Source organism: Nonomuraea sp. N2-4H (assembly GCF_045291505.1).
Taxonomy (GTDB): Bacteria; Actinomycetota; Actinomycetes; order Streptosporangiales; family Streptosporangiaceae; genus Nonomuraea; species Nonomuraea fastidiosa.
This window is the reverse complement of the sequence record NZ_CP147987.1, coordinates 7,187,693-7,214,628: the sequence shown is the minus strand read 5'-3', so window position 1 is coordinate 7,214,628 and position 26,936 is coordinate 7,187,693. Positions and strand designations below refer to the sequence as shown.

The 26,936-nt window shown below is 72.0% G+C and carries 24 protein-coding genes and 2 pseudogenes; 15 read left to right on the top strand and 11 right to left on the bottom strand.

What is annotated here, in order from left to right; translation table 11 throughout:
- Positions 1-74 precede the first annotated feature (74 nt).
- The 3 genes from WBK31_RS33170 to WBK31_RS33160 all read left to right on the top strand — a co-directional run bounded on the left by WBK31_RS33170 (position 75) and on the right by WBK31_RS33160 (position 2,972).
- Entirely contained in the window at positions 75-1,130 is a 1,056-nt protein-coding gene (locus tag WBK31_RS33170; protein WP_364062679.1) for a hypothetical protein, read from the top strand.
- An 11-nt stretch (positions 1,131-1,141) separates the two neighbouring features.
- Positions 1,142-2,179, top strand: a complete 1,038-nt coding sequence (locus WBK31_RS33165) for a UDP-N-acetylmuramate dehydrogenase (RefSeq protein WP_364062682.1) — start codon at positions 1,142-1,144, stop codon at positions 2,177-2,179.
- 226 nt (positions 2,180-2,405) lie between these two features.
- Positions 2,406-2,972 carry a TMEM165/GDT1 family protein gene (locus WBK31_RS33160; RefSeq protein WP_364062685.1) on the top strand — a complete coding sequence of 189 codons (567 nt, stop codon included), beginning with the start codon at positions 2,406-2,408 and terminating at the stop codon, positions 2,970-2,972.
- Between the two features lie 5 nt (positions 2,973-2,977).
- Here WBK31_RS33160 and WBK31_RS33155 read toward each other — a convergent pair whose 3' ends face one another.
- Positions 2,978-5,827 carry an ATP-binding protein gene (locus WBK31_RS33155; protein ID WP_406673676.1) on the bottom strand — a complete coding sequence of 950 codons (2,850 nt, stop codon included), beginning with the start codon at positions 5,825-5,827 and terminating at the stop codon, positions 2,978-2,980.
- A 145-nt stretch (positions 5,828-5,972) separates the two neighbouring features.
- Positions 5,973-6,119, bottom strand: coding sequence for a hypothetical protein (locus WBK31_RS33150; RefSeq protein WP_364062691.1), 147 nt, complete (start codon positions 6,117-6,119; stop codon positions 5,973-5,975).
- A 229-nt stretch (positions 6,120-6,348) separates the two neighbouring features.
- Here WBK31_RS33150 and deoC point away from each other — a divergent pair, with 229 nt between their 5' ends.
- Genes deoC through WBK31_RS33130 form a run of 4 tightly spaced genes read left to right on the top strand, consistent with a single transcriptional unit; the run spans position 6,349 to position 9,731 of the window.
- Positions 6,349-7,278: a deoxyribose-phosphate aldolase gene (gene deoC / locus WBK31_RS33145; protein WP_364062694.1), complete on the top strand. Its 930-nt coding sequence runs from the start codon at positions 6,349-6,351 to the stop codon at positions 7,276-7,278.
- 3 nt (positions 7,279-7,281) lie between these two features.
- Positions 7,282-8,706, top strand: coding sequence for an aldehyde dehydrogenase family protein (locus WBK31_RS33140; protein WP_406673675.1), 1,425 nt, complete (start codon positions 7,282-7,284; stop codon positions 8,704-8,706).
- Complete coding sequence (locus tag WBK31_RS33135; RefSeq protein WP_364062700.1) at positions 8,696-8,893, top strand: hypothetical protein; 198 nt, start codon at positions 8,696-8,698, stop codon at positions 8,891-8,893. Before WBK31_RS33140 ends, WBK31_RS33135 begins: the two co-directional genes overlap by 11 nt.
- Positions 8,886-9,731 (top strand): aldehyde dehydrogenase family protein, encoded by an 846-nt coding sequence (locus WBK31_RS33130; RefSeq protein WP_364062703.1) that lies wholly within the window; start codon positions 8,886-8,888, stop codon positions 9,729-9,731. Before WBK31_RS33135 ends, WBK31_RS33130 begins: the two co-directional genes overlap by 8 nt.
- A gap of 70 nt (positions 9,732-9,801) precedes the next feature.
- On the opposite strand, the gene WBK31_RS33125 is transcribed toward WBK31_RS33130, so the two are convergent.
- Positions 9,802-11,244 (bottom strand): amidase, encoded by a 1,443-nt coding sequence (locus tag WBK31_RS33125; protein ID WP_378786018.1) that lies wholly within the window; start codon positions 11,242-11,244, stop codon positions 9,802-9,804.
- A 56-nt stretch (positions 11,245-11,300) separates the two neighbouring features.
- Here WBK31_RS33125 and WBK31_RS33120 point away from each other — a divergent pair, with 56 nt between their 5' ends.
- A complete protein-coding gene (locus WBK31_RS33120; protein ID WP_364062710.1) occupies positions 11,301-12,476 on the top strand; it encodes a pyridoxal-phosphate dependent enzyme in 1,176 nt (391 codons plus the stop codon).
- Between the two features lie 61 nt (positions 12,477-12,537).
- Here the strand turns inward: WBK31_RS33120 and WBK31_RS33115 are convergent, their stop codons facing one another.
- The 4 genes and pseudogenes from WBK31_RS33115 to WBK31_RS33100 all read right to left on the bottom strand — a co-directional run bounded on the left by WBK31_RS33115 (position 12,538) and on the right by WBK31_RS33100 (position 16,367).
- Complete coding sequence (locus WBK31_RS33115) at positions 12,538-13,320, bottom strand: hypothetical protein (protein ID WP_406673674.1); 783 nt, start codon at positions 13,318-13,320, stop codon at positions 12,538-12,540.
- Positions 13,272-13,627: pseudogene (locus WBK31_RS33110) on the bottom strand (ATP-dependent helicase C-terminal domain-containing protein); the annotation flags it as partial. The gene WBK31_RS33115 and the pseudogene WBK31_RS33110, both read right to left, overlap by 49 nt.
- Positions 13,628-14,416: 789 nt before the next feature.
- Positions 14,417-15,919: pseudogene (locus WBK31_RS33105) on the bottom strand (helicase-related protein); the annotation flags it as partial.
- A gap of 13 nt (positions 15,920-15,932) precedes the next feature.
- A complete protein-coding gene (locus WBK31_RS33100; protein ID WP_406673673.1) occupies positions 15,933-16,367 on the bottom strand; it encodes an ArsR/SmtB family transcription factor in 435 nt (144 codons plus the stop codon).
- A gap of 89 nt (positions 16,368-16,456) precedes the next feature.
- Between WBK31_RS33100 and WBK31_RS33095 the strand changes: the two genes are divergently transcribed.
- On the top strand, positions 16,457-17,602 hold the full coding sequence (locus WBK31_RS33095; protein ID WP_364062722.1) for an MFS transporter: 1,146 nt from the start codon (positions 16,457-16,459) through the stop codon (positions 17,600-17,602).
- Here WBK31_RS33095 and WBK31_RS33090 read toward each other — a convergent pair.
- Positions 17,571-18,401: an undecaprenyl-diphosphate phosphatase gene (locus tag WBK31_RS33090; RefSeq protein ID WP_364062725.1), complete on the bottom strand. Its 831-nt coding sequence runs from the start codon at positions 18,399-18,401 to the stop codon at positions 17,571-17,573. The two genes, WBK31_RS33095 and WBK31_RS33090, sit on opposite strands and share 32 nt — an antisense overlap.
- 361 nt (positions 18,402-18,762) lie before the next feature.
- Here WBK31_RS33090 and WBK31_RS33085 point away from each other — a divergent pair, with 361 nt between their 5' ends.
- Genes WBK31_RS33085 through WBK31_RS33075 form a run of 3 tightly spaced genes read left to right on the top strand, consistent with a single transcriptional unit; the run spans position 18,763 to position 20,444 of the window.
- A complete protein-coding gene (locus WBK31_RS33085) occupies positions 18,763-19,683 on the top strand; it encodes an AraC family transcriptional regulator (protein WP_364062728.1) in 921 nt (306 codons plus the stop codon).
- A complete protein-coding gene (locus WBK31_RS33080) occupies positions 19,680-20,195 on the top strand; it encodes an HAD domain-containing protein (RefSeq protein WP_364062731.1) in 516 nt (171 codons plus the stop codon). The genes WBK31_RS33085 and WBK31_RS33080 overlap by 4 nt, the downstream gene beginning before the upstream one ends.
- A 57-nt stretch (positions 20,196-20,252) precedes the next feature.
- Complete coding sequence (locus WBK31_RS33075) at positions 20,253-20,444, top strand: PspC domain-containing protein (protein WP_364062734.1); 192 nt, start codon at positions 20,253-20,255, stop codon at positions 20,442-20,444.
- Here WBK31_RS33075 and WBK31_RS33070 read toward each other — a convergent pair.
- Positions 20,407-21,627 carry an MFS transporter gene (locus tag WBK31_RS33070; RefSeq protein ID WP_406673672.1) on the bottom strand — a complete coding sequence of 407 codons (1,221 nt, stop codon included), beginning with the start codon at positions 21,625-21,627 and terminating at the stop codon, positions 20,407-20,409. The two genes, WBK31_RS33075 and WBK31_RS33070, sit on opposite strands and share 38 nt — an antisense overlap.
- An 84-nt stretch (positions 21,628-21,711) precedes the next feature.
- Here WBK31_RS33070 and WBK31_RS33065 point away from each other — a divergent pair, with 84 nt between their 5' ends.
- The 3 genes from WBK31_RS33065 to WBK31_RS33055 all read left to right on the top strand — a co-directional run bounded on the left by WBK31_RS33065 (position 21,712) and on the right by WBK31_RS33055 (position 24,634).
- Entirely contained in the window at positions 21,712-22,296 is a 585-nt protein-coding gene (locus tag WBK31_RS33065) for a TetR/AcrR family transcriptional regulator (RefSeq protein ID WP_364062740.1), read from the top strand.
- 54 nt (positions 22,297-22,350) lie between these two features.
- Positions 22,351-22,986, top strand: a complete 636-nt coding sequence (gene lipB / locus WBK31_RS33060; RefSeq protein ID WP_378786023.1) for a lipoyl(octanoyl) transferase LipB — start codon at positions 22,351-22,353, stop codon at positions 22,984-22,986.
- Between the two features lie 121 nt (positions 22,987-23,107).
- Positions 23,108-24,634: an alpha/beta fold hydrolase gene (locus WBK31_RS33055; protein ID WP_364062746.1), complete on the top strand. Its 1,527-nt coding sequence runs from the start codon at positions 23,108-23,110 to the stop codon at positions 24,632-24,634.
- 69 nt (positions 24,635-24,703) lie between these two features.
- On the opposite strand, the gene WBK31_RS33050 is transcribed toward WBK31_RS33055, so the two are convergent.
- Positions 24,704-26,233, bottom strand: a complete 1,530-nt coding sequence (locus tag WBK31_RS33050; RefSeq protein WP_406673671.1) for an amino acid permease — start codon at positions 26,231-26,233, stop codon at positions 24,704-24,706.
- Positions 26,234-26,374: 141 nt separating this feature from the next.
- Positions 26,375-26,923, bottom strand: a complete 549-nt coding sequence (locus tag WBK31_RS33045) for a type 1 glutamine amidotransferase domain-containing protein (RefSeq protein ID WP_364062752.1) — start codon at positions 26,921-26,923, stop codon at positions 26,375-26,377.
- Positions 26,924-26,936 lie beyond the last annotated feature (13 nt).

Genomic DNA, 26,936 nt, shown 5'->3' with positions numbered 1-26,936 from the left:
GGTGGGCGTCATAGGGCGGCCGGGGGTTCGGTGGGCGTGATAGGGCGGGTGGGTCTTGGGTAGCGGGTTGGGTTATGACCACAGCAGCGCGACACGTCTGGCCCACCGTCCGATCGATCCCCGTCTCCGCCGTCACCGACGCAAAACCGCCGGGCCATCTCAGGGCCGCACGGATCGAGCAGGTCGCGGGCGTCAGCGGCACCGGGCGCGACACGGCGGGCGGTGAGCACACCGGCACCAGGGGGGCGTCCGGCATCGGTACGGCGGGAGCCCGCCCGCGCGGCGCCCACGCCCGCATGAACCCCGCCGCCGAGCTGGGCTTCTCCGGCGACCCCGGCCAGCACGGCGACCCGGGCGACGACATGCTGCACGCCCAGCGCACCTGGGACGCCACGCTGGCCACCAACAGGCTGGACGACCTCGGCGTGAACACCGAGCGGCAGCGCGTGGAGACGCGGGACGTGACGGCGTGCGTCGGGCTGCTGGTGGACGGCTGGCCGGAGGACGTCAGGCGGTGCGTGGAGTCGGTGATCGAGCACACCGGTGCCCGGGTGCTGGCCATCGACCTGGGCAACGTGAGCGGGGCCGGCGACGTGCTGGCGGAGCTGGCGGAGCGGCATCCGGAGCGGATCGCGGTCTGGCATGTAGGGGAGGCGCCGCACTGGCGGGGCGGCACGGCCACCTGGGGCGAGAGCCGCGCCAAGCTGCTGCACCTGGACGAGTCAGAGGTGCACGTCCTCATGGAGACCTGGTTGGAGCTGCGCGGCGACGCGCTGACCCCGCTCGTGGCGGCGGTCAACGAAGGTGCGGTCGCGGCCGGGTGGCGGGGCGCGGAGCCGTCCGCCGACGGGCGAACGTGGGTGGAGGCGGGCCCCGGCAAGGTGCGGGCGCTCACAGGCGGGATCATCGCCGTACGCAGGGCGCAGGCGCTGGCCGCGCTGCCCGCGGACGCCGCCTACGGCCGCCACGCCGACCTGCGGCTCTCCCTGGCACTGCCGGGCGACCTGGTCGTCCCCCATGGGCACGCGCCGGTGCTGCCGCTGCACCCGCATGACGTGCCCGGCGACTACGCGGATCGGGAGTCGCGCCGCAACTACGAGGAGGTGCTGCGCGGGCTGCACGCCTCATAAGCTTGTCGGTCATGGAGATGCTCGCGCCGTACACCACCCTGCGCCTGGGCGGTCCCGCCCGCGACTTCGCCGAGGCCACCACGGCGGAGCAGCTCGTGTCGTTGGTCGCGGAGGCGGACCGGACCTCGACCCCCACGCTGGTGCTCGGCGGAGGCAGCAACCTCGTGGTGGCCGACGAGGGCTTCGACGGCCTGGTCATCAAGGTGGCCACCGAGGGCGTGACGGTCTCGCGCGACGGCGAGCAGGTGGTCGTGACCGCCGAGGCGGGCGAGGACTGGGACGCGCTGGTGTCGCGCGCCGTGAGCGAGGGCTGGGCGGGCATCGAGTGCATGTCGGGCGTGCCGGGCCAGGTCGGCTCGACGCCGATCCAGAACGTGGGGGCGTACGGCCAGGAGGTCGCCCACACGATCCGGTGCGTGCGCGCCTACGACCGCCGCACCCGGCAGGTGGTGGACCTCGAGGCCCGGCAGTGCGGGTTCTCCTACCGCGACAGCGTCTTCAAGCGGGAGCCGGGGCGTTATGTGGTGCTCGCGGTGACGTACGCGCTCGACGTGTCCGCGCTGTCGGCGCCGCTCGCGTACGAGGAGCTGGCACGCAGGCTCGGCACCGAGGCGGGCGGCCGGGTGCCGCTGGGGCAGGCCCGTGAGGCCGTTCTGGCGCTGCGCAGGGGCAAGGGCATGGTGCTCGACCCCGACGACCCCGACACGCGCAGCGCGGGCTCGTTCTTCACCAACCCGATACTCACCGCCGAGCAGGCGCAGGAGCTGGAGGTCAGGGCTCCCGGGTATCCGCGCTGGGAGGTACCGGGCGGGCTGATCAAGGTGCCGGCGGCGTGGCTGATCGAGCAGGCGGGCTTCCCCAAGGGGTACGAGCGCGGCCCCGTACGCATCTCCACCAAGCACACACTCGCGCTCACCAACCCCGCCGCGGCCGCCACCACGCGCGACCTGCTGGAGCTGGCCAGGGAGGTGCGTGACGGCGTGCGCGAGAAGTTCGGGGTCACGCTGGTCAACGAGCCGGTGATGGTGGGCTGCGCCCTCGGGGAATAGCCACGCCTGGCCTGTTAAGGTGTCGGTGAGTTACCGAAGGGGAGTAGTCCCAATCGCGTGATCGACACACTGGCGTCCTGTGACGCCCGGTCACGCGGGCCACAAGCGGGCGGACGAGACCTTCGGCCTGGCAGCCATGTTCGACGAGGCGCTGCCGGGCCGAAGTCGTGCCCGAAATCCCCTGGGTGCCGCGCTTCCGGTCCGGTCGCGCGGAAGGGGACCCCCTTTGGAAGCGTTCTGGATCAGTCTCGGTGCGATCTTCATCGCCGAGCTGGGCGACAAGAGCCAGCTGATGGCCATGACGTTCGCCACCCGGTTCAAGATCTGGCCCGTGCTGGCCGGCATCACCATCGCCACCACCGCCGTCCACCTCGCCAGTGTCGCCCTGGGCGGGCTGATCGGCACCGCGCTGCCCACCACGGCCATCTCGATCGTGGCGGGGATCGCGTTCCTCGGCTTCGCGCTGTGGACGCTGCGCGGCGACGAGCTGACCGAGGAGGAGGCGAGCAAGGCCCGCCGCACCACCAGAAACGCCCTGATCGCGGTGACCGTGGCGTTCTTCCTCAGCGAGCTGGGTGACAAGACGATGCTGGCCACGATCACGCTCGCCACCAAGCACGACTGGCTGGGCACGTGGATCGGCTCGACGGTCGGCATGGTCGCCGCCGACGCCCTGGCCATCGTGGTCGGCCGGATGCTGGGCAAGCACCTGCCCGAGCGGATCATCAAGTACGGCGCCGCCGCCGCGTTCGCGATCTTCGGCCTGGTGATGATCGGCGAGGCACTCCTCTAGAACGGCTACGACAGCAGGGACAGGCGGTGCGCAGCGGCGGCCGCCTCGCCCCTGGTGGTGACGCCGAGCTTGGCGAGGATGTTCGACACGTGCACGCTCACCGTCTTCGCCGAGATGAACAGCTCGGCGGCGATGTCCCGGTTCGTACGGCCCTGCGTGACCAGGCGCAGCACCTCCAGCTCGCGCGGCGTCAGCAGGTCCGACGGCTCCTGTGCCAGGTCGAGGCCGCCCACGCGGCGGCACAGCGTCTCGATCTCCTCCACCAGCGGGGTGGCGCGCAGCGCCTCGGCCAGCGGCAGCGCAGCCTTGAGCCGGGTCGCCGCACCCTCCCTGTCGCCGCCGCGCGCGGCCACCGCGGCGGCCCTGAGCAGGGCCTTGGCCTGGTTGTGCGGGCGGTGCAGCCGCTCCCACGCGTCCGCCGCGGCGTCGAAGTCCCCCAGGTACGACAGCCGGTACGCCTCCACGACCGGCCCGTCCACGGTCAGCTCCGCGGCCACCTCGGCGGCCTGCCGGCGCACGGCGGCCGTCCGCTCGGGCTCGGTCTCCTGGGCCGCGTCGCACACCGTGCGCAGCAGCGACAGCAGCCGCCAGCTCAGCATGGCCTTGCTCGACCGCTTGGGCTGGGTGAGGATCCGCTCGGCGGCGGCCAGCGCGGCGGCGGGTTCGCCCCGGGTGAGGTGCCAGCCGATGAGCAGGCGGGCGTTGCTGATGACGTCCTGGACGAACTCCTCCGTACGCGCCGAGAACAGCCCGATCTCCGACAGCAGGCTCTCGACGAGCTGCATCTCGCCCCTGGCCAGCGCGATGTCGGCGCGGACGCGCAGCAGGGCGTAGCGGGTGCGCAGCACCGGGCCGAGGCTGAGCGCCGTCTCGACGGTCTCGATGGCCTCGTCCCAGCGGCCCAGCGACTCCAGCGCCTCGGCGCGGTTGTTGAGGATGAACAGGCCGTTGCCGCGCGTCCGCCCGTACTTCTTGGTGAGGCGCCAGCCCTCTTCGCCCAGGCGCAGCGCCTCGTCGGCGCGGCCCATGTCGATGAGCGTGTCCATGTTGTTGCCGAGGGCGCGGGCGATGACGCGGACGTTGCCCGCCTCGTGCCCGATCGCCAGCGCCCGCTCGTTGAGTGCGAGCGTGGCCGCCAGGTGGCCGCGCAGCGAGTGGCCGAGCGCCTGGTTCATCAGCAGCTCGGCTTCGAGGCAGCGGTCGTCGTGCTCCCTGACCCAGCGCAGGCCCTCGGCGAGGAGCCGGTCGGCCTCCTCGATCTCGCCGCGCAGCATGAGCTGGCGGCTGAGCGGGGTGACGACCTCGGCCCATTCGGGGGTGTTCTCCGGGACGAGCCGCAGCGCGTGCCTGAGGTCGTCGATGACGCCGAGCTGGCCCTTGGAGTTCTTGAACGCCGCCCTGCGCACGATGAGCTGCGACACCCTGGCGGGCTCGCGGGTCTCGTCCAGCTCGGCGAGCGCGGCCTTGACGAACTTGACGCCCCTGTCCACGTCGCCGCCGGCGTTGGCGGCCTCAGAGGCGCGCTCCAGCACGGCGGTGTGGTCGGCGCCGATCAGCTCGGCCGCCTCCGGCACCCGGTCCCAGAGCATGAGCACGCGTTCGAGCAGCGGCACGGCCTCGGTGTAGGCGAAGGTCTTGAACGACTCCTGCGCCGCCTCCCAGGCCGACAGCAGTGCCCAGCGGTCGTCGCGGGCGCCGTACCAGTGGTGTGCCAGCTCGACCGCGGCCCTGCCGGGCGGCACCAGCGTGCGGTCCTTGGAGATCTCCTCGGCGTACCTGGCGTGCAGCCGCTGGTGCTCGCCGGGCAGCAGCTCGTCGTGCACGGCCTCGCGGATGAGCGAGTGGCGGAAGGCGTAGGCGCGGCCGTCGGCGATCTGCAGCACGTTGCGCGCGATGGCGGGGCGCAGCGCGGCCTCGAGCTCGACGTCCGACAGCCCGCTGACGGCGGCGAGCAGCGCGTGGCCGACCCGGTTGCCGCCGGCGGCGGCGACGCGCAGCACCCGCTGGGTCTCCTCGGGCAGGCGTTCGACGGAGGCGAGGATGAGGTCCTGCATGGAGTCGGGGAACGAGCACTCGCCGTTCTCCAGCAGGGCCTCGACGAACAGCGGGATGCCCTCGCTGCGCTCGTAGACGTTCTCGATCCTGGCGTAGTCGGGGGTGGCGCCGAGGATGGCGGTCATCTGCTGGGCGACCTCGTCCCTCGACAGGCGGGGCAGTTCCAGGCGGAGCACGCCCTGGACGCGGCCCAGCTCGGCCAGCACGGGCCTGAGCGGATGCTGGCGGTGCAGGTCGTCGGAGCGGTAGGTCATCACCATCAGCACCTGCGTGGTGTGCAGGTTGCGGCTGAGGAACGCGATGAGGTCGCGGCTGGACCGGTCGGCCCAGTGGATGTCCTCGATGACGAGGACCGTGGGGCGGTTCTCCGCGAGGCGTTCGAGGAGGGTGAGGAACTGCTCGAACAGCCGGGCCCGGCCGGTCTCGGTCTCGCCGTCGCCGCTGGGCTCGCCGAACTCGGGCAGCAGGCGGGCGAGGTCGCGTTCGGCGCCGTCGGGCAGCAGCCCGGTCACGGCGGCGGGCCCGTGCTCCCTGACGAGCTGGCGCAGCGCGGCGGTGAACGGCGCGTACGCAAGGCCCTCGGTCGACAGCTCGACGCAGCCGCCGAAGAGCACGTGGGCACCGTCGGCGGCGCACTGCTCGGCGAAGCGGTGCACGAGCCGGGTCTTGCCGACCCCGGCCTCGCCGCCGAGCAGGACGGCGGTCACCGTGCCTTTCCTTGCGTCGTCGAGGCTTTCAGAAAGAGTTGCCAGCTCCTCTTCCCGCCCGACGAAGACGGGACTGACCGATCGTCCCCGCATGTCGTCCAGCATGTCACGCCACATCCGGTGTTTTCGACGTCTTTAGTCGGGTATCGGGCATGTCCTCGGGAAGAGGACGGATGTCCTCAAATGGGGACGAAGGCCCGGCCGCGTGGGAGGGGGCGGCCGGGCTCTCGTGCGGCGGTCATGACGAGCGGCGGCGGCCGAAGACCGAGCGGCGCTCGGCCTTGTTGTGGCGCTCGGCCTCGCGTACCCACCGGTGGTCGTCGGCGGCCCTGCGCAGCTCGTTCGCGTGGCTCTTCATGAGCTCGAACTCGATCTCGGGATGCATGGAGAATCTCCTGAAAGTCGGGCTTTTCGCTGACATGTTCAAGACTCCTCCTAAGGCCCGGCCCCCCACATCGGGTGGATGCCTTATCTCCGGCGCTTAGCAGCGCCCGGGATACCTATGTCGCCCGCCCCGCCGCCTCAGGCATACCTAGGACCAGGCCCCGCGCGGCCTGAGGCGGCCCGGTTTGGAGGTGGCGGCCCTGGTCGGCGATGCTGTCTAGGTGTCAACTGTGACTACCTCGCTTGCCGACGTCGCCTCGTCCGACGCGGCGCTGCGAGCATTCCTGCACGGCCTGCCCGGCGTCGACCGGGTCGGCGCCGACCAGCGCGCGGCGATGCTCGGCACCCGATCGATCAAGACCACGGCCAAGGCGCAGGCCATCGACCTGGCCATCTCCATGGTCGACCTGACCACCCTCGAGGGGGCCGACACGGCCGGGAAGGTGCGCGCGCTGTGCACCAAGGCCGTCCGCCCCGGAGGCGACGCGCCCTCCGTCGCGGCCGTCTGCGTCTACCCCGACCTCGTCGGCGTCGCGGCCGAGGCGCTCAAGGGCACCGGCGTCAAGGTCGCCTCCGTCGCCACCGCGTTCCCCAGCGGGCGCTCCTCGCTGGAGGTGAAGGTGAGCGACACCAAGCTCGCCGTCGCCGCGGGGGCCGACGAGATCGACATGGTGATCGACCGCGGCGCGTTCCTGTCCGGGCAGTACATGAAGGTCTACGAGCAGATCGCCGCGGTGAAGGAGGCCTGCGGCACCGCCCACCTCAAGGTGATCCTGGAGACCGGCGAGCTGTCCACCTACGACAACGTGCGCCGGGCGTCCTGGCTGGCGATGCTGGCCGGCGCCGACTTCATCAAGACCTCCACGGGCAAGGTGTCGCCGGCCGCCACGCCGCCGGTGACGCTCATCATGCTGGAGGCCGTACGCGACTTCCGCGACGCGACCGGCCGCCAGGTGGGCGTGAAGCCGGCGGGCGGCATCCGTACGGCGAAGGACGCGATCAAAAACCTGGTGCTGGTCAACGAGACCGCCGGAGACGACTGGCTGACCCCCGACTGGTTCAGGATCGGCGCCTCCTCGCTGCTCAACGACCTGCTCATGCAGCGCGAGAAGCTGGCCACCGGCCGTTACGCGGGCCCCGACTACTTCACCCTGGACTAGACGATGTTCGAATACGCACCGGCACCCGAGTCGCGCGACATCGTTGACCTGAAGTCCTCCTACGGGCTGTTCATCAACGGTGAGTTCGTCGACGGCTCGGGCCCCTCGTTCAAGACCGTCAATCCCGCCACCGAGGAGACGCTCGCGGAGGTCGCCACCGCCGCCTCCGACGACGTCGACCGCGCCGTGCAGGCGGCGCGCAAGGCGTTCGGCGTCTGGAGCGCACTGCCCGGCACCGAGCGGGCCAAATACCTCTTCCGCATCGCGCGGATCATCCAGGAGCGGGCCAGGGAGCTGGCCGTGCTGGAGACGCTCGACAACGGCAAGCCCATCCGCGAGTCGCGCGACGTGGACCTGCCGCTGGTCGCGGCGCACTTCTTCTACTACGCGGGCTGGGCCGACAAGCTGGAGTACGCCGGGTTCGGCCCCGCGCCCAAGCCGCTCGGCGTGGCCGGCCAGGTCATCCCCTGGAACTTCCCGCTGCTCATGCTGGCCTGGAAGATCGCCCCGGCGCTGGCCTGCGGCAACACGGTCGTGCTCAAGCCGGCCGAGACCACGCCGCTGACGGCGCTGGCGTTCGCCGACATCTGCCGCCAGGCCGACCTGCCGCCCGGTGTGGTGAACATCGTCACCGGCGCGGGCGAGACCGGCGCCGCCGTGGTCGCCCACCCCGACGTCGACAAGGTCGCCTTCACCGGCTCCACCGAGGTCGGCCGGATCATCGCGCGCACCGTCGCGGGCACCGGCAAGAAGCTCACGCTGGAGCTGGGCGGCAAGGCCGCCAACATCGTCTTCGACGACGCCGCCATCGACCAGGCCGTCGAGGGCATCGTCAACGGCATCTTCTTCAACCAGGGCCACGTCTGCTGCGCCGGGTCCCGGCTGCTGGTGCAGGAGTCGATCCAGGACGAGCTGCTGGCCGCGCTCAAGCGCCGGCTCGGCACGCTGCGGCTCGGCGACCCGCTCGACAAGAACACCGACATCGGCGCGATCAACTCCGCCGACCAGCTCGCCAAGATCCGCAGGCTCAGCGACCTGGGCGAGGCCGAGGGCGCCGAGCGCTGGTCGCCCGCCTGCGAGCTGCCCGACCGCGGCTACTGGTTCCCGCCCACGGTCTTCACCGGCGTCGCGCAGTCCCACAGCATCGCCAGGGAGGAGATCTTCGGCCCGGTGCTGTCCGTGCTGACCTTCCGCACCCCGGCCGAGGCGGTCGAGAAGGCCAACAACACCCCGTACGGGTTGTCGGCCGGCGTGTGGACCGAGAAGGGCTCGCGCATCCTCTGGCTGGCCGACCGGCTGCGCGCCGGCGTGGTGTGGGCCAACACGTTCAACAGGTTCGACCCCACCTCGCCCTTCGGCGGCTACAAGGAGTCGGGCTACGGCCGCGAGGGCGGGCGCCACGGGCTGGAGGCCTACCTTGACGTGTGAGCACCGCAGGTCCCGCCGCAGGAAGCTGCGCGCGCAGGCCACCAGGGGGCACGCCTACGCCAGGGCCGGGCGTCCCGTGCGCACCGGCTGGTACGCCCACCGCTGCGGCGTCAGCAGGTGCGGCCAGGTCTTCGTGCCCGTCCAGATGTCGCAGGAGTCCACGTGGAGGGGGCGCGGCGATGAGTAGGTTGTCCGTCAGAAAGACCTACAAGCTGTACATCGGCGGGGCCTTCCCGCGCTCCGAGAGTGGGAGGTCCTACCCGGTGACCTCGGCCAAGGGAGAGTTCCTCGCCAACGCGTCGCTGGCCTCGCGCAAGGACGCCCGCGACGCCGTCGTGGCCGCGCGCAAGGCGTTCCCCGGCTGGTCGGGGGCGACCGCGTACAACAGGGGGCAGATCCTCTACCGCGTCGCCGAGATGCTGGAGGGGCGGCGCGCGCAGTTCGCCGACGAGCTGGGCGGCGCGCGCAGGGGAGCGCTCGACCAGGTCGACGCCGCCATCGACCGGCTGGTCTGGTACGCGGGCTGGTCCGACAAGATCGCCTCCGTGCACGGCGGTGCCAACCCGGTCGCCGGGCCGTACTTCAACCTGTCCACGCCCGAGCCGACCGGTGTGGTCGCCGTGGTCGCGCCCGACGATCCGCTGCTCGGGCTGGTGTCGGTGATCGCGCCGGTGATCGTCACCGGCAACACCTGCGTCGTCGTGGCCTCCGAGCCCGCGCCGCTGCCCGCGATCACCCTGGCCGAGGTGCTGGCCACCTCCGACCTGCCCGGCGGCGTGGTCAACATCCTCACCGGGCGGCGCGCCGAGCTGGTCCCGCCGCTGGCGGCCCACATGGACGTCAACGGCATCGACCTCACCGGGGTCACCGACGCCGATCTGGCGCTGAGCGCCGAGCAGGCGGCGGCCGAAAACCTCAAGCGGGTCGCGCGGCCGGTGCAGGAGGACTGGACGGCCGACCCGGGGATCGGGCGGATGACCAGGTTCCTGGAGACCAAGACCGTCTGGCACCCCATCGGCATCTGAGGTGTCCTAAGCACCCGGTCAAAAGGCCCGGTCAAAAGGCCCGGTCAAAACGCCCGGTCGAAATGCGCGGTCAGAACGCGTAGCCCGGCGGGCGCAGCGGCGGGTGCGCGGCCTGGAGCTGGGCGGCCAGCCCCAGCAGGTGTGGCTCGCCGCCCGGCGGGGCGACGATCTGCACGGCGACCGGCAGCCCGCTGGAGTGGGTGGCGAGCGGCACGGCGACGGCGGGCCAGCCGCACATGTTCCACGGCCCCGCCGCGGGCGCGTAGGTGACGTTGGTGACGGCGTTGCGCAGGAAGCCGCGCTCGCCCCAGCGGTCGGCCTTGGGCGGGATCGAGGCCAGCGCGGGCGTGATGAGCGCGTCCGCGCGGCCGAACCACTGGTCGGCGCCGTAGCCGCTCCAGCGCTCCCGCCCCTTGACGCCGTCCAGCTTGAGCGCGGCCAGCACCCGGCCCGCCCTGGCCAGCGCCCTCGTACGCGGTTCGAGCCGGTGCCGGTCCAGGCCCTCGGCCGACTCGGCGGCCCTGACCAGCCAGGTCGCGATCGTCGAAGGGCCCAGCCAGAACGGCAGCGACCGCTCGTGCTCGACCACCGTGTGCCCGGCCACCCGCAACGTCTCGGCGGCGGCGCGTACCGCGGCCTTGAACTCGCCGTCCACCCGCATCCCCGGCGGCAGCGGCTGCGGCGCGTACGCCACCCGCAGATCGAACGGCTCCGGGCTGTCCGGCGGCGGCTGCGGCTCCCACACCGCGTCGTCGTCCGCCCAGACCGAGCGCAGCATGCGCGGCGGCGGCTCGACGCGGCGGCCGGAGCGCCACGACTCGGCGAGCGCCGGGTCGCCGGCCAGCACGGACAGCGCGAGCGCCAGGTCGGCTGCGGTCCTTGCCAGCGGGCCGTTCTCGGTCAGGCCGTCCCAGTCGTTCGCGGGCGGCGGCACCAGGCCGTGGCCCGGCTTGATCGCCAGCACGCCGCAGCAGGCCGCGGGGATGCGTAAGGAGCCCATGCCGTCGTTGCCGAGCGCGATCGGCACCATGCCGGCCGACACCGCCGCCGCGCTGCCGGACGACGAGCCGCCCGCCGTGCGCGCGGGGTTCCAGGGGTTGCGGACGACGCCGTACGCGCTGTCGCCCAGCGCCACCAGCCCCAGCTCCGGCAGGTTCGTCAGCCCGACGATCAGCGCGCCCGCCGCGCGCAGCCGCGCCACCGTCTCGTGATCGTGCGGGGCGGGGGCGTCGGGCGTCGCCGTCGAGCCGTTTCGCGTGGCCTCGCCCGCCACCTCCAGGTTGTCCTTGACCGCCACCGGCACGCCCGCCAGCGGCAGCCCGGCCAGGTCCCGGCGCTTCTGCAGGGCGCGCGCCTCGTCCACGGCCTGCTCCCTGACCAGCCGGAACGCCCCGATGCCGGGGTCGCGCGCCGAAATGACGTGGAGGTGCTCCTCCACCACGGTCGTGGCCTTGACGTCACCGTTTCTGACGGCCGCCGCGATCTCGGTGGCGGACCTTCCTGCCCACACCATGACTAGAGTGTGCAGCTTTTCACTGATCGTTGCGAGGCTCGGTAGGGTCCTTGCCCGTGAACGGACCTTCGCTTGCCCTCCGCCAGCGCTCCCTGGGCGACCCCTCCGCCGAATTCCCGCTCTTCCCGCCGCTGACCCGCGGGTGCCCCAAGACCAGCACCGCCGAGCTGGCCTACCCGGTGGAGGTCGACTACGACTACGCGAAGGTGGACAGGACCCTCTTCGAACAGCAGCCGGGCCCGGACATCGCACGCTGGTCGCCGCTGCTGCCGCCGCTCGACGCGCCCACCCTGGGCGAGGGCGGCACGCCGCTGATCGAGTTCGGTGACGTCTACATCAAGGACGAATCACGCAACCCCACCTGGTCGCACAAAGACCGGCTCAACCGGGTCACCGTCAGCGCCGCCGTCGCCTGCGGCGCGCCCGGCGTGGTCGTCGCCTCCTCCGGCAACCACGGCGCGTCCGCCGCCGCCTACGCCGCCAGAGCCGGGCTGCCCGCCATCGTGCTGACCGGCGACGCGCCGCCCGCCGTGCAGGAGTTCGTGCGGTCGTACGGCGCCAAAGTCGTCTCCGTGCCCGTCGACAAGCGCTGGCCGCTGCTGCGGCAGGTGGTGGACGAGCTCGGCTACCACCCCGTCAGCAACCAGACCGTGACGCACACCGGGCACCCGTTCGGGCCCGAGGGCTACAAGACCATCGCGTACGAGCTGTTCCTGCAGCTCGGCACCGTGCCCGCGGCCGTCTTCTCGCCCACCGGCTACGCCGAGCTGCTGTACGGCGTGTGGAAGGGCTTCGCCGAGCTGCGGCTGCTCGGGGTGACGGACCGGACGCCGCGCATGTTCTCCTGCGAGACCGCCGCGGGCGGGCCGCACGCCAAGGCGCTGGCTGCCGGGCTGCCCGCCGCCATCGTCGAGATCGGGCCCACCGACGCGTACGGGGTGGCGTGTCCGGTCGGCGGGCACCGGGGCGTGGTGGCCGTACGCGACAGCGGCGGCGAGGCCGTGCTCGTCACCGACGAGGACCTGCGCAAGGCCCAGCGCGACCTGGCGCGGGCCGGGCTGTGGCAGGAGCTGTCCGGCGCCGCCGGGCTGGCCGGACGGCGGCGGCTGCGGCGCGACTTCGACGGGCCCGTGGTGTGCATCGCCACGTCCAGCGGGTTCAAGGACGTGGGGGTGGGCGGCGAACGGTACGACGTCCTCACCGACCCGACCCTCGACGACCTTCTGCCCTGAGCCGCCGCGCTACGCCGGCCCGCTGCCACGGGCGTGAGGCGGCCGGGTCGGCCGGTCGGCCTCAGGGCTTGAGGAGGATGCGGAGAGGGCCCGTCGTGGTGAAGCCGTGGGCGAGGGCGTCTGAGGGGTCGCTCTCGTAGCCGACCAGCGGGCGGCCGGGGAAGAGGCGGGCGGCCATGGCCGTCACGCCCGCCCAGGCCGAGGCGGGGCCGAACACGTTGGAGACGCCGACGACGTCGCCGGTCGAGGTGAGCACCGCGCCCTCGGTGATGGCGCCGCCGGTGCGGCCGTACACGATGGTGGTCGTCGTCCCGGAGCCGGTCGCAGCACCGGTCCCGGAGCCGGTCCCGGAGCCGGTCCCGGAGCTGGTCTCAGCGCCGGTCGCAGCGTCGGTCGCAGCGTCGGTCGCAGCGGGCGTCAGGAGGGCCGGAGGGAACAGGTCGGGCAGGCCGCAGGCGGCCGCCCAGGCGGCGAGCGTGGCGGCGTCCTCGACCACCTGCCAGGACGTTTCAGCCGGCTCGGGCGCGGCCCGATGGATCCACTGGGCCTCGAACAGCACCTCGAAGCCCGGCAGGTCGAGCGTGGCGAAGCTGTCCTTGACCGACGCGCCGGACCCGGCGTCGATGTGCGGCAGCACGTCGGCGGCCGTGGCGAGCGGGGAGAGCGTGACCGCGTCGGGGTAGTAGAGCGGCGTGCGCGCGGGGTTGGTCCACGCCCTTTCCGCGAACGTGCCGGGCCTGCCGTGCGCCCGGCACATCAGATCGCACCAGGCGGCGTTGTCGCGGACCGCCGCGATCACTTCGTACGGCGCGTCGGCTGGGCTGTGAGGGGGTCTTCCGGCCACGGGTGCTTAGGGTATCGGCCGCGCATTTCCGCACGTACGTGCCGATACCCCTCGCGCCAGAACGACGCCAGGTCCGCCGTCACCGCCAGCGGGCGACCCGCGGGGAGAGCAGGTGCACGAGCACCGGCACGCCCGCGATCCGCGGCGTCTCCTGCCAGCCGAACAGCTCCTGCAGTTTCACCGCCAGCACCGGCTGCTCGCCCGAGTAGTCCACGCGGATCTTCGAACCGCTGGGCACCTCGATGCGTTCGGGGGCGACCTGGTCCAGGCGCTCGCTCCACGGGATCAGGCGTTCGAGCGCGCCGGCCACGTCGATGCGCTCCAGGTCGGCGCGGCGGCGGGCGCGGGACAGCTCCGGCTCCAGCCACTGGTCGGCCAGGTCGATGAGGTCCTGCATGGAGCCGGTCGGTGGCCAGGGGGCGCCGATCGCCCGGTGGCAGAAGGTCAGGCGGTCTCTGAGGTCTTTGGCGGCTTTTGTCCAGGTGAGAACGTCTTCGGTGCGCAGGCCGTACAGGATGGCCTCGCGTACGTCGGCGTCCTGGAGTGGAGCGGCGGACAGCTCGATCGCGCCCATCCGCTCCACCCGGCGGGCCGACACGTCGCCGCGCCGCTCGCCCGGCGGGACGCGCCAGGTGACCTCGTCCTCGACCGTCGTGCCCACGGCCAGGCGGGCGATGGTCTCGTCGATCGCCACGGCCTGCCTGATGCGCGCCGACGCCGAGCCGGTCGGGCGGTCGGCCACCGCGATCGCCAGCCACTCCGCGCTCTGCAGCCTTGAGCCTTCGGGGAGCTGCGCCTGCGTCCCCGACACCATGAGGTACCCGCCGCCCCTCCGCCGCGCCACCCGCTCAGGGAACGCCAGCGCCACCGCCAGCCCGGCCACCTCGTCCTCGGACCGGCCCTTGGCCTCGTGACCGGTCCGGTCGCCGGAGCCCCCGCCGGTCTGGGGGACAGCGTGCTGGGCCTCGGCGGCGGTGCGGTGGAGGCGGCGGGCCTCCTGACGCCAGCGGGCGGCGAAGCCGGTGCCGCCGCGCCGGGCCGCCCGCCAGACGTCCACCAGGTCGTCAGAGGCGTCGCGGGGAAGCTGCTCCGAGAGCAGGGCCACCACTTCGGCGGCGTCGGGGCCGAGATCGAGCAGAACGCGGGCCAGCCGAGGATGCACCCCGGCCAACGCCATCCGCCGCCCCCGCTCGGTCACCCGCAAAGCGGCCTTCCCAGGCACTGCCCCGCCCGACCGCGGGGCTGGGGCTGTCCCCCTCGTCTGCGCGTCAGAGCCGGACGCGTCGGACTGCGCGTCAGAGCCGGACGCGTCGGACTGCGCGTCGGCGGCGGACCCGCCGGCCGGGGGCTCGCCGTTGCAGGAGCCGGTGGTGGGGGTTGCGGGTTCGAGGGCGCCGAGGGAGTGGAGGACCTGGGCGGCGGCGGACATCGCGGCGGGCGGTGGCGGGTCGAGGAGGGCGAGGCCCGAAGCGTCGGGGTCGCCCCAGCAGGCGGCCTGGAGCGCGAAGCCGGTGAGGTCGGCGAGGGCGATCTCGGGGCGCGGGTGGTCGGCGAGACGGGCGTGGTCGGCCTCGCTCCAGCAGCGGTAGACGGTGCCGGGGGCCTCGCGGCCGGCGCGTCCAGCTCGCTGGGTGGCCGCCGCCTTCGAGACCCTGACCGTGGTCAGCGAGCCGAGGCCGCGAGCATGGTCCGTACGGGGTTCGCGGGCCAGCCCGGAGTCCACTACCACGCGCACCCCGGGGACGGTCAGGCTCGACTCGGCCACCGACGTGGCCAGCACCACCCGGCGGCCGGTGCCCGGGGACAGGACGGCGTCCTGGACGTGGGCGGGCGCCTGGCCGTGCACCTGAAGCACCTGCTCCGCGTCGCCCGCCAGCATCCCGGCCACCTTGGCGATCTCGGCCACGCCGGGCAGGAAGCACAGCACGTCGCCGTCGCGTTCCGCAAGCGCCCTGCGGACCACGGAGGCCACGTGGGCGAGCAGCGCGGGATCGACGCGCAGGCCGTGCGGCGGGGCGACCGGGCGCGGCGGCGGGGCCCAGATCGTCTCCACGGGGTGGGCGGCGCCGGTGGCCGCGACGACGGGGCCGCCGATCAGCCGCGCCCACGGCTCGGCGTCGGCGGTCGCGGACGTCGCCAGCAGCCGCAGGTCGGGCCGGAGCGTGTCGCGTACGTCGAGGAGGAACGCGAGCGCGGTGTCGGCGTCGAGGTGGCGTTCGTGACACTCGTCGAGGACGACCGCGTCCACGCCGGCCAGCTCCTGGTCCCGCTGGAGGCGCTGGAGCAGGACACCGGTGGTGACGACCTCGACCATGGGGTTGGCGCCTTTGTGGCGTTCGCCCCTGATCGTGTAGCTCACGCCCATGCGGCGGGCGGCGGCGCGTACGGCGAGCCTGCGCGGCTCGGCCACCACGACCCGCAGGCCCGCTTCCGCCAGCGCCAGCGGCACCACCGTGGTCTTACCGGTGCCGGGCGGTGCGGTCAGCACCGCGCTGCCGTGCCGGTCGAGCACGCTCAGCAGCTCGGGCAGCACGCTGTTGATCGGCAGGTCCCTCATGGTCTCGCTGGAAGTGGGCGTGTGCGGGTTGTGCTCGGGCATGTGCGGTGGCTCGTCAGCGGGAGGCGGCGGGTTCGCGCAATCCGGACTGGGCGGAGGCGGCGGGTTCGCGCGGTCCCGAGTCGGCGGAGTTGGCGGGTTCGCGAGGTCCGGAGTCGGCGGAGGCGGCGGCGCGGGTTTCCAGTGAGGCGGCGGTGAGGATGGCGGGGAGGAGGCCGGGGAAGCGGGCCTCCAGGTCGTCCCAGCGCAGGCTCATGACCTTCTGCCGACCGTCGCGCTCCGTGCTGATCACCCCGGCCTCGCGCAGCGTGCGGAAGTGGTGCGAGGCGGTCGACTTGTGCACCCCGAGGGACTCTCCGGCGACGGTGCAGCTCATGCGTCCGGCGACGGCCAGGCGGGCGGCGATCTCCAGACGTACGGGGTCGCTGAGCGCCCGCAGCACCTCGGTGAGCTGGATGTTCTCCGTGGCGGGCTGAGGAAGCAGGCGCATGGGAAAACCCTACCTCCGTCGCATGGTTTGACAACAATCCAACTATAGGTCAGTTTGATGGGCATCCAACTTTCGTACGGGGAGGCCCTATGCGTTCGCGGCTCTATGCACTGGCCGCCGGAAACTTCGCCATCGGGACCGGCATGTTCGTCACCGCCGGTCTGCTCGCGTCCATTTCCGCCGACCTCGGGGTGTCCCGATCGGCGGCAGGGCAGCTCATGACGGTCTTCGCCCTCGCGTACGCCGTGCTGTCCCCCGTGCTGGCCGCCCTCACCGCGAACATGTCGCGCCGGACGCTCCTGCTGCTGGCCATGGCGGTCTTCACGGCGGGCAGCGCGCTGGCCGCGCTGGCCCCGACGTACCCGCTGGTCCTGCTGACCAGGGTGGTGGCCGCGGCGGGCGCGGCGATGTTCACGCCGACCTCGTCGGCCGTCGCCAGCGCGCTCAGCTCCCCTGAGCGGCGCGGCCGCGCGCTTGCGCTGGTGATGGGCGGGCTGACCGTGTCGTCCGCCCTGGGCGTGCCGCTCGGCACGTGGCTGGGCGACGCGGTGAGCTGGCGGGCCACGCTGTGGGCGGTCGCCGGGCTCGGCGTGCTCGGCCTCATCGGCGTGGCGGCGCTGGTGCCCGACGTGCGGATCGCGGCGTCGAGACGGCTGAGCGAGCGGTTGCAGCCGCTGCGCGACCGGCGGGTCGTGGCGGTGCTGGTGACGCAGCTCCTGGTGTTCGCCACCGGGTTCACCGCCTACACCTACATCGGCTCGCTGCTCGACCTGCCGCTGCCCGCGGTGCTGTGGGCGTGGGGGCTGGGCGGCGTCGCGGGCAACATGCTCGGCGGGCGGCTCACCGACGCCTACGGCCCGCGCCGGATGGTCTTCACGGGCATGACCGCCGTCCTGGTGTTCATGGCCCTGATCCCCGTCGCGAACCTCGCACTGCCCGTCGCCCTCGTGTGGGGCTTCCTGTGGGGCGCGAGCGGCTGGATGGTGGCGCCCGCCCAGCAGTTCAGGACGGTCGCGGCGGTGCCGGGCAACGTCTCGATCGGCCTCGGCCTGCTGGCGTCGGCGCAGTACCTCGGGCTGGTGGTGGCGGGACTGGCCGGCGGCGTGGCGCTGGAGGCGTACGGGCGGATCGGCGTGGTCGTGCTGGCGGTCGCCATCGGCGTGGTCGCGCTGGTGTTCACGCTGGCCACCTACCGTCCGGCGCTCAGCCCTGAGCGGGAATCCATCCCAGCGTGACGGCCAGGATGACGAAGAAGCCGAGCACGATGCGGTAGATCACGAAGCCGGTGAAGCGGTGGGTGCTGATGTAGCGCAGGAACCAGGCGACCGCCGCGTAGCCGACGCCGAACGAGATGAGCGTGGCCAGGATGGTCGGCCCCCAGTCGGGGGCCGGGCCCTCGCCGATCTCGGTCAGCTCAAGCGCCCCCGAGGCCAGCACGGCGGGGATGGCCAGCAGGAACGAGTATTTCGCCGCGTCCTCGCGGCGGTAGTCGAGCAGCAGACCGGCGGTCACGGTGCCGCCGGAGCGCGAGACGCCGGGGACCAGGGCGAGCGACTGGGCGAAGCCGTAGATGACCGCGTGGGTGACGTTGAGGTGCTTCTCCAGCGTCAGCTTGTTGCGCGCGGTGTGGTCGGCGAACCACAGGATGATCGCGAAGACGATGAGCGTGGTGCCGACCAGCCGCAGGTCCCGGAACGTGGTCTCGATCTGGTCCTTGAGCGTCAGGCCGAGCACGGCGATGGGGATGGTGCCGGCGATGACGTACCAGCCCATGCGGGCCGCCCAGTGCCCGCGCAGGTCTTTGACGAACAGCGAACGCGTCCAGGTGGAGATGATCTCCCAGATCTCCTGGCGGAAGTAGATGAGCACGGCCGCCTCCGTGCCGAGCTGGATGACCGCCGTGAACGCCGCCCCCGGGTCAGGCCACTGGGCGAAAGCGGAGACCACGCGGACGTGGGCGCTGGAGGAGATCGGCAGGAACTCCGTGAGCCCCTGGACCAGCCCCAGAACCACCGCTTCTAGCCAGCCGATCACGACGACACCTTCCGTGGACGCTGCGAGTGTGAGGGTGAGGCTAGCGGAATCGGGGGCCGCGCGATCGCTCTCGCGAGGCCCTGACCTGCTGGGATCGCACGTCGCAGCGGGGGTGATACGCGCTGTTCACGAAGAATTGGCCATATGTTCGCCTCGGCCGGGCCCGGTCGTCGCCCCGCGTCTCGGGCCGGCCCGGCCCCTCACCGTCTCGCGCTTCACCGGCGGCCCGGCTTCTCGCGGTCCCGCGCGTCATCAGCGGTCCGGCCCTCACAGCCCCGCCGAAAGCCGCGGGCAGGGCCGCCATGCCGACCGTCGTCCCCTTGGTTGAGCAGGCACAAACGCTTGTGCCATCGTCTGACTCATGGATCAGCTCGCGGCGCTGCTCGACGGCCCCAGAGCTCGCGGCGCCTTCCTCCTGCGCTCGATCCTCGACCCGCCGTGGTCGCTGCGCATCCAGGACGAGGCTCCGCTGTCGGTGGTCACGCAGGTGCGGGGCGAGTCGTGGATCACGTTCGACGACGCCGAGCCCGTACGCGTCCAGGCCGGGCAGGTGGCGGTCGTACGGGGGCCTGAGCCGTACACGGTGGCCGACGACCCGGCGACGGCGCCGCAGATCGTCATCCACCCCGGCCAGCGCTGCACCACCGTCGACGGCGAGTCCCTCTACCAGTCCATGGACCTCGGCGTGCGCACGTGGGGCAACGACCGCGACGGCGAGACCGTGCTGCTCACCGGCACCTACACGATGGAGGGCGAGGTCAGCAGGCGGCTGCTCGACGCGCTGCCCCGGCTGATCGTGCAGCCTGGCGGCCCGCTCACCACGCTGATGAGCGCCGAGATCGTCAAGGACGAGCCGGGCCAGGAGGCCGTCCTCGACCGGCTGCTCGACCTGCTGCTCATCGCGGTGCTGCGAGCCCACTTCGCCGCGAACGAGGCGCCGGGGTGGTACCGCGCGATGAGCGACCCCGTCGTCGGCAAGGCCATGCGCCTGCTGCACAACGACCCGGCCCGCCCGTGGACGGTCGCCTCGCTGGCCGCCGAGGTGGGCGTGTCGCGGGCCTCGCTGGCGCGGCGCTTCACCGAGCTGGTGGGCGAGCCGCCGATGGCGTTCCTCACCGACTGGCGGCTGGCGCTGGCCGCCGACCTGCTGCGCGAGCCCGGCGCGACGATCGGCTCGGTGGCCAGGAAGGTCGGGTACGGCAGCCCGTTCGCGCTCAGCGCGGCTTTCAAGCGCGTACGCGGGGTCAGCCCCCAGCAGCACAGGGCCGGAGCGGCGCCGTGAAGCCGCTGCTGCTGCTCGACGTGGACGGCGTGCTGAACCCCATGGGCCCGCCCGCCGCCGGTTACCGGCGCTACCGGTGCACGATCGGCGCCGAGGTCTACACCGTGCACCTCAACCCGGCCCACGGCCGCCGCCTGCTGGAGCTGGCCCTGAACACCGGGTCCGAGCTGGTCTGGGCCACCACGTGGGAGCACCACGCCAACGACTGGATCGCGCCGCGCATCGGGCTGCCCACGCTCCCGGTGATCCCGATGAGCCCCGGCGCGCCGAGCGAGCACGGGGAGATGTTCAAGACGCCGCATGTGGCGGGGTACGTCGGCCGGCGGCCGTTCGTCTGGTTCGACGATCAGGTGTGGGCGGAGGACGAGGAGTACCTCAGGGTCCATCAGGGTCTGGAGAATTTCCTCCTTGTTCATGTGGACCCGGCGGAGGGTCTGACCAGCCGTCATCTGGGCATGGCACAGAAGTGGCTGACCCTATCAGGGTTTTCTCAGGGTCCTGAGAGGATCTGATCCGCGTTGCCGTCCGTTTCTCACGTAGGACGACACACCACAACGAAGGAACACAGCATGTACCGCTCACGAGAGCACAGGATCCTGGCCGGCGTCTGCGGCGGCATCGCCGACAAGCTGGGCCTGCCGCCGACGCTCGTCCGCATTCTCTGGCTGTTGCTGTCGCTCATCCCCGGCCCGCTCTGGGTCGTCTACGTCGCCATGTGGATCCTCATCCCTGAGGAGCCGAAGGGTTACCGGGCGGCATAGCGCCGGCGCGCCCACGGTCCGCCGCGCGGAAGAGCGCGAGCGCGACCAGTTCCACGCAGACCGCGGCGGCCGGCAACCAGCCGCTGCCGTATGTCTCCAGCACGAGCCCGCCGAGCGCGGCACCGCACGACACGCCCACGTAGACGGCGCTGCTGTTGAGCGCGAGCGCCTGCGGCGCCGCCGGGCCGGCGAGGGTGATCATGCGGGCCTGCGCGGGCGGCGGGATCCACCACGACGCGCCCGCCCAGAGCAGCAGCAGCGGCAGCAGGGCGAGCAGCGGGACCGGCCGCAGGATCTGGCAGAAGGTGAGGGCGGCCATCACCGCCGCGAACGCGGCCACGCCCGCGGTCATCGCCCGGCTCGCGCCCCACCGGTCGGCCGCCCTGCCGCCGAGCTGGCCGCCGGCGAGCCCGGCGAGACCGGCGAGCACGAACACCCAGCCCAGCTCCACCGGCCCGGCGCCGGCCAGGTCGCGCAGGAACGGGGCGAGATAGCTCAGCACCATCATGCTGCCCAGCACGATCGCGACGATCCCGAGCAGACCGAGCAGCACCTGGGGCCGGGCCAGCGGGGCGAGACGCTCCCTGATCGGCATGGCGGGCTGCGGCGGCAGGCCGGGCAGCGTGACCATGACCGCCGCCAGCGCGACGAGCCCCAGCGCCGCGCCCAGCCCGAACGTGGCCTGCCAGCCGAAGGCGCCGCCCACCCACGTGCCGAGCGGCACGCCGAACGTCAGCGAACCGGTCAGCCCGCCCATCACCAGCGCCAGGTAGCTCCCCTGCCGCCCCTCGGGGGCCGCGGAGGTGGCGATGGCGTACGCGGCGGGGACGACGGCGGCGGCGGCCACGGCGGCCAGCACGCGCAGGCCGAGCAGCACCGCGTACGAACCGGTGAAGGCGGCGGCCGCGTTGGCCGCGACGAACAACCCCAGCGCGCACGCCAGCAGCGCCCGCCTCGACCAGGTGGCGGTCACCACCGAGGCCACGGGTGCGGCCAGCGCGAACGCCAGCGAGAAGGCCGTGACGAGCTGCCCGCCCATGGCCTCGCTGACTCCGAGGTCGGCGGAGAGCGCGGGCAGCACCCCGGCGATCACGTAGTCGTCGGTGGCGAACGTGAAGGTGGTGAAGGTCAGCGCGAGCAGCCAGGCGGGCAGGCGGGCACGCCGGCGTACGTCGATGGACATGGGTATCCCCTGAAATAAAGGTAACAGTCGTTTCCCCGGTAGGGTAACAGTCGTCACCTCAATGGCGTCAAAGGGAAAACAGCCATGGCCAGGACCGCCGATCCGCACCGCCGCGGCGAGCTGCTCGACCAGATCATCGACTACCTGGCCGACCACGGCCTCTCGACGCTGTCCATGCGCCCGCTGGCCCAGCACCTGGGCAAGTCCACCCGCGTGCTCACCCACCACTTCGCCGACAAGGAAGAGCTGCTGTCGGCCACCATGGAGCGCCTCGACGAGCGCCACCGCGCCTGGCTGCGCGGTCTGCCGGGCTGGTCGGGCTCCGAGAGCGTGGGCACGATCATCCGCCGTACGTGGGACTGGCAGTCCCGCGAGGAGAACGTGCCGATCGCCCGGCTCATCCACGAGATCGAAGGGCTCGCGGCGGCAGGCAAGCTGCGCGGGCACGTGCCGAGGCTGCTGGCCGACCGGTCGGAGTTCGTGGCCGGGCTGCTGCGCGATCGCGGCGTGCCGGAGCCGGAGGCGACGCGGATCTCGACGCTGGCGAACTCGGCGTACACCGGGCTGCAGATCGACTTCCTCACCACGGGCGAGCGCGAGCGGGTGGAAGAGGCGCTGGACCGGCTCTGCGAGCTGGTGGACGAGTGGGTGGCGGCCCACAGCGGGTAAAAGCGGGCCTACCTGCGGCGTCGCCAGTCAAGGGCCGGGCATATCCTCAGAAACATGAGGGCAAGGCCGCTGACGCTCATCCAGGATGAGCTCGTCGAATACGACCAGGCTATGGAGCGCATGACCGACCTCGTCGGGCAGCGCCAACGGGAGGAGCGGCCGGACACGCTCTGGCTGCTGAGCCATCCCTCCGTCTACACGATCGGGCGACGCACCCCGGCCGAGCACCTGCCCGACCCTTCCCACGGCATCCCCGTGGTCGAGACCGGTCGCGGCGGCCAGCTCACCTATCACGGGCCCGGCCAGCTCGTCGGCTACCTCATCGTCAAGCTGGACGAGGGCGAGGGCATCGTCGACTACGTTCGCGAGGTGGAGCTCCGGCTGGTGGAGGCGCTGGGCAAGCTGGGGCTGCCGGCCGAGCGCCGCGACACGCCGCCGGGCTCCGAGCTGCTGACCGGCGTGTGGACGGTGGAGACCGGACGCAAGATCATCTCGATCGGCATGCGCCAGAGCCGGGGCGTCACCAGCCACGGGTTCGCGCTCAACGTCGACGGCGACCTGACGCCGTGGAGCTGGGCGGTCGCGTGCGGGATGCCCGACGTCGACATGACCTCGCTCAAGCGCGAGATGGGCAGCGCGGACATGGACGAGGTCCGCAAGGTGGTGGCGGAGGCATTCGAAGCCTCTTGACGCGATAAGTCATTACGAAGTAGGGAACTTCGGTAATTTCGTCGCGCACATAACGCCAAATACGCGATGATCCATCTTCGTCGCACGCCCCAACGGGGGATCGATCGAAGATTGGAGCATCGTGCGAAGAAGGTTCACCCTGCTCGCCGCCGCCTTAGTGGCGGTGGCGACGCTGTCGCCCGTCCCGGCCGCCAGTGCCGAGGTGACGCAGCCGGCGCGCACCATCACCTGGGCTCCGTGCGAGGAGGAGCCGTCTGCCGAGTGCGGCACGCTGACCGTGCCCATCGACTGGTCGCAGCCGGACGGCCCGACCGTCGACATCGCGGTCGCCCGCCGCAAGGCCACCGACCCCGACGCCAGGATCGGCTCGCTGGTCATCAACCCCGGCGGCCCCGGCGGCTCGGGCGTCGAGGCCGTGTACGGCGCCCCCGGCTCCTACACCGAGGAGCTCCAGCGCCACTTCGACATCGTCGGCTTCGACCCCCGGGGCGTGGGCCGCAGCCACCCGGTGATCTGCTCGGCGTCGGTCTACAACCAGATGCCGCACACGGTCATCAAGAGCCAGGCCGAATTCGAGGCGTGGGACGCCTTCACCAAGCGCCTGCACCAGGACTGCCGTGAGCGCACCGGCCCGCTGTACGACCACGTCGACTCCACGGACGTCGCCCGCGACATGGACGCCCTGCGCGAGGCGCTCGGCGAGGAGAAGCTCACCTACTACGGCATCTCCTACGGCACGCTGATCGGCCAGATGTACGCCGAGCTGTTCCCTGACCGCGTCCGCGCGCTGGGGCTGGACAGCAACATGGACCACAGCCTCGACGTGGCGGGCTTCCTGGCGACGGAGGCCGTCGCCGTCGAGGACGCCTTCGACCAGTTCGTCGGCTGGTGCGAGCAGGAGCCGAGCTGCGTCCTGCACGGCCAGGACATCCGGGCGATCTGGAAGAACCTGCGGGAGAAGGCTCAGCGGGGCGAGCTGATCTACCCGAGCACCGGCACGAAGATGACGGAGCTGCAGGTCATCTACAACGCCGCGCTGGGCAACGAGGGGCCCGACTGGGTGACGCTCAGCCAGACCATCAACTGGCTGAACGGCGGGCCCGAGCCCGACTGGGTGCCGCCGCTGCCCGGCCGGGGGCCGGTGGAGGGCGACGTGGCCGAGCTGCCGACCACGATCCTGTGCCAGGACTACGACCTCCGGGTGCGCAACTACGCCGAGTACGCCGCGCTGATGAAGGTCTCCAACGCGCTGGCGCCCGACACGCGGTACCACCCGTACCCGATCGACGACCTGCCGATCTGCATGAACTACAAGACGACCAACCCGCCGCACGAGCTGCGGTACACGGGTGACGCGCCGCTGCTGCTCGGCAACTCGCTGCACGACCCCGCCACGCCGTGGATCTGGTCGGCCAACGCGGCCCGCCAGCTCGGCCCGAAGGCGGTGCTGCTCACGTACGAGGGGTGGGGCCACCGCATCTACGGCAAGGACAAGTGCCAGACGGACATCTTCGACGAGTACCTGATCTCGCTGAAGGTGCCGCCGCACGGCACCCGCTGCGCGGTGGGCACGCCTGAGGAGAACGTGCTCAAGCGCCAGGCGGACACGCGCCTGTGGCCGACGGATCGGCTGAGCTGGGCAGGCTGAGCTGGGCCGGCTGAGCCGCATCCGACAGCAACGCCCGGGGGACCCGCGAGGCCCCCGGGCGTTTCCGTGTCAGGACACGAGGTTCTCGTCCACCGTGCGGCGCGGCCCGGTGAACCAGTGCCGGGCCGACAGCGCCCACCACAGCGCGATCCCGATGAGCACGATGCCCACCGCGACGGGCGCGTAGTTGACCGAGGTCCAGGTGAACTCGGGGTTGCCAGGCACCCCTTCGGGCGAGAACGGCATGATGAAGTAGACCGACACGATCACGATCTCGACGCAGGCGATCCAGCACAGCGGCTTGTACGCGCGGCCCAGCGTCCACGGCCCCGGCTGGAACGCCTCACCCATGCGCAGCCGCAGCCAGATCGGGATGAGGAAGGCCAGGTAGAGGCCGATGACCGCGATCGAGACGACGGCGTAGAACGCGACGGGCGTGGTCAGCCCGGGAGGTGCGTAGAGCGCGGGCAGCGTGATGAGGGCGGCGACGGTGCAGCCGGCCACGATGGCGTTGACCGGGGTGCGGTTGCGGTCCACCTTCGACCACAGCCGCCAGCCGGGCACGGCGCCGTCGCGGGCGAACGCGTACGTCATGCGCGACATCGAGGTCACGCAGCTCATCCCGCAGAAGAACTGCCCGATGGTGGAGATCGCGAAGATCGCGGTGGCCAGCGGGGACGACAGCGCGGTCTCGAAGATGGCGCCGACGAACCCGGACTGGGCGTTCAGTTCGTCCACGTCGGTGGCGGCGAACAGGAACGCGAGCAGCAGGATCCAGCCGCCGATCGCCGAGTAGAAGATCGACTGCCACAGGCCGCGCGCGGCGGTCCTGGCCGCGCCCTGCGTCTCCTCCGACACGTGGGCGCAGGCGTCGAACCCGGTGATCGTGTACTGGGTGAGCAGGAAGCCGAGCGGCAGCACGTACAGCCAGAAGGTCAGGCCGTCGGAGCCGGAGCCGAAGCCCGAGGTGTTGTTGGTGCCGAAGAAGACGAAGCCCGCCGACTGGTGCTCGCCGGGCGCGAAGACGAGGATGGCGACGACGATCGCGGCGCCGGCCACGTGCCACCAGACGGAGATGTTCTGCAGCAGCGAGATCAGCTTGTGGCTGAAGATGTTGATCAGCGCGTGCAGCGCCAGGACGATCACGAACAGCAGGAACGCCTGGGGGAGCGTGCCCTCCCACGCGCCGCCGGTCAGCCGGTTGAGCGTGATGTTGAGGAACGTGGCGCAGCCGTAGTCCACCGACGCGGTGACCGCGATGAGGCCGATGAGGTTGAGCCAGCCGGTGAACCAGCCGTGGACCGGCCCGCCCAGCTTGGCGGCCCACCAGTAGATGCCGCCCGCCGTGGGGTACGCCGAGACCAGCTCCGACATGCACAAGCCGATGATGAGGATGAACAGGGAGATCAGCGGCCAGCCCCAGGAGATGGCGATGGGGCCGCCGTTGTTCCAGGCTTGTCCGAAGGTCGTGAAGCAGCCGGCCAGGATCGAGATGATTGAGAAGGAGATCGCGAAGTTCGAGAAACCGCTCCAGGTGCGTGCCAGCTCCTGCTTGTAGCCGAGCTCGGCCAGCCGCCTGGAATCCTCTTCTGTTGTCATTGAGGTCTCCCTGGGGGGCGGAGGACGCTCCTTATGGTCTACGTCTAGACCATTTCTCCCCAGGGGACAAGGCGTTACGAGCTCGTTTCGACCTCGCCCGGGGGTGGCCCTCTCGTACGGGAAAGGCCACCCCGGAAGGCGTCAGCCCTCGCCGAGCACGTCGGTGACGGTCTGGCAGAACGCTTTGAGGTCGTCCGGCTTGCGGCTGGTCACCAGCGGACCGGGGCCCTCGGTGTCGACCACGACCTCCTTGTCCACCCAGGTCGCCCCGGCGTTGCGCAGGTCGGTTCGCAGGCTCGGCCACGAGGTGAGCGTGCGCCCGCGTACGACGTCGGCCTCGATCAGCGTCCACGGCGCGTGACAGATGGCCGCCACCGGCTTGCCCGCCTCGAAGAAGGCCCGGACGAAGCCCACGGCGTCGGACGACATGCGCAGGAAGTCCGGGTTGGCGACGCCGCCGGGCAGCACCAGGCCGTCGTACGCGGCCGGGTCGGCGTCCGTGACGGTGTCGTCGACGGCGAAGTGGTCGGCCTTGTCCAGGTGGTTGAACGCCTGGATCCGGCCGGGGGAGGTGGAGACCAGCCTGGGCGTGCCGCCGGCCTGTTTGACCGCCTTCCACGGCTCGGTGAGCTCCACCTGCTCGACTCCCTCGGGTGCCACCAGAAAGGCGATGGTCTTGCCGTCCAGCATGAGAACCCCCTTG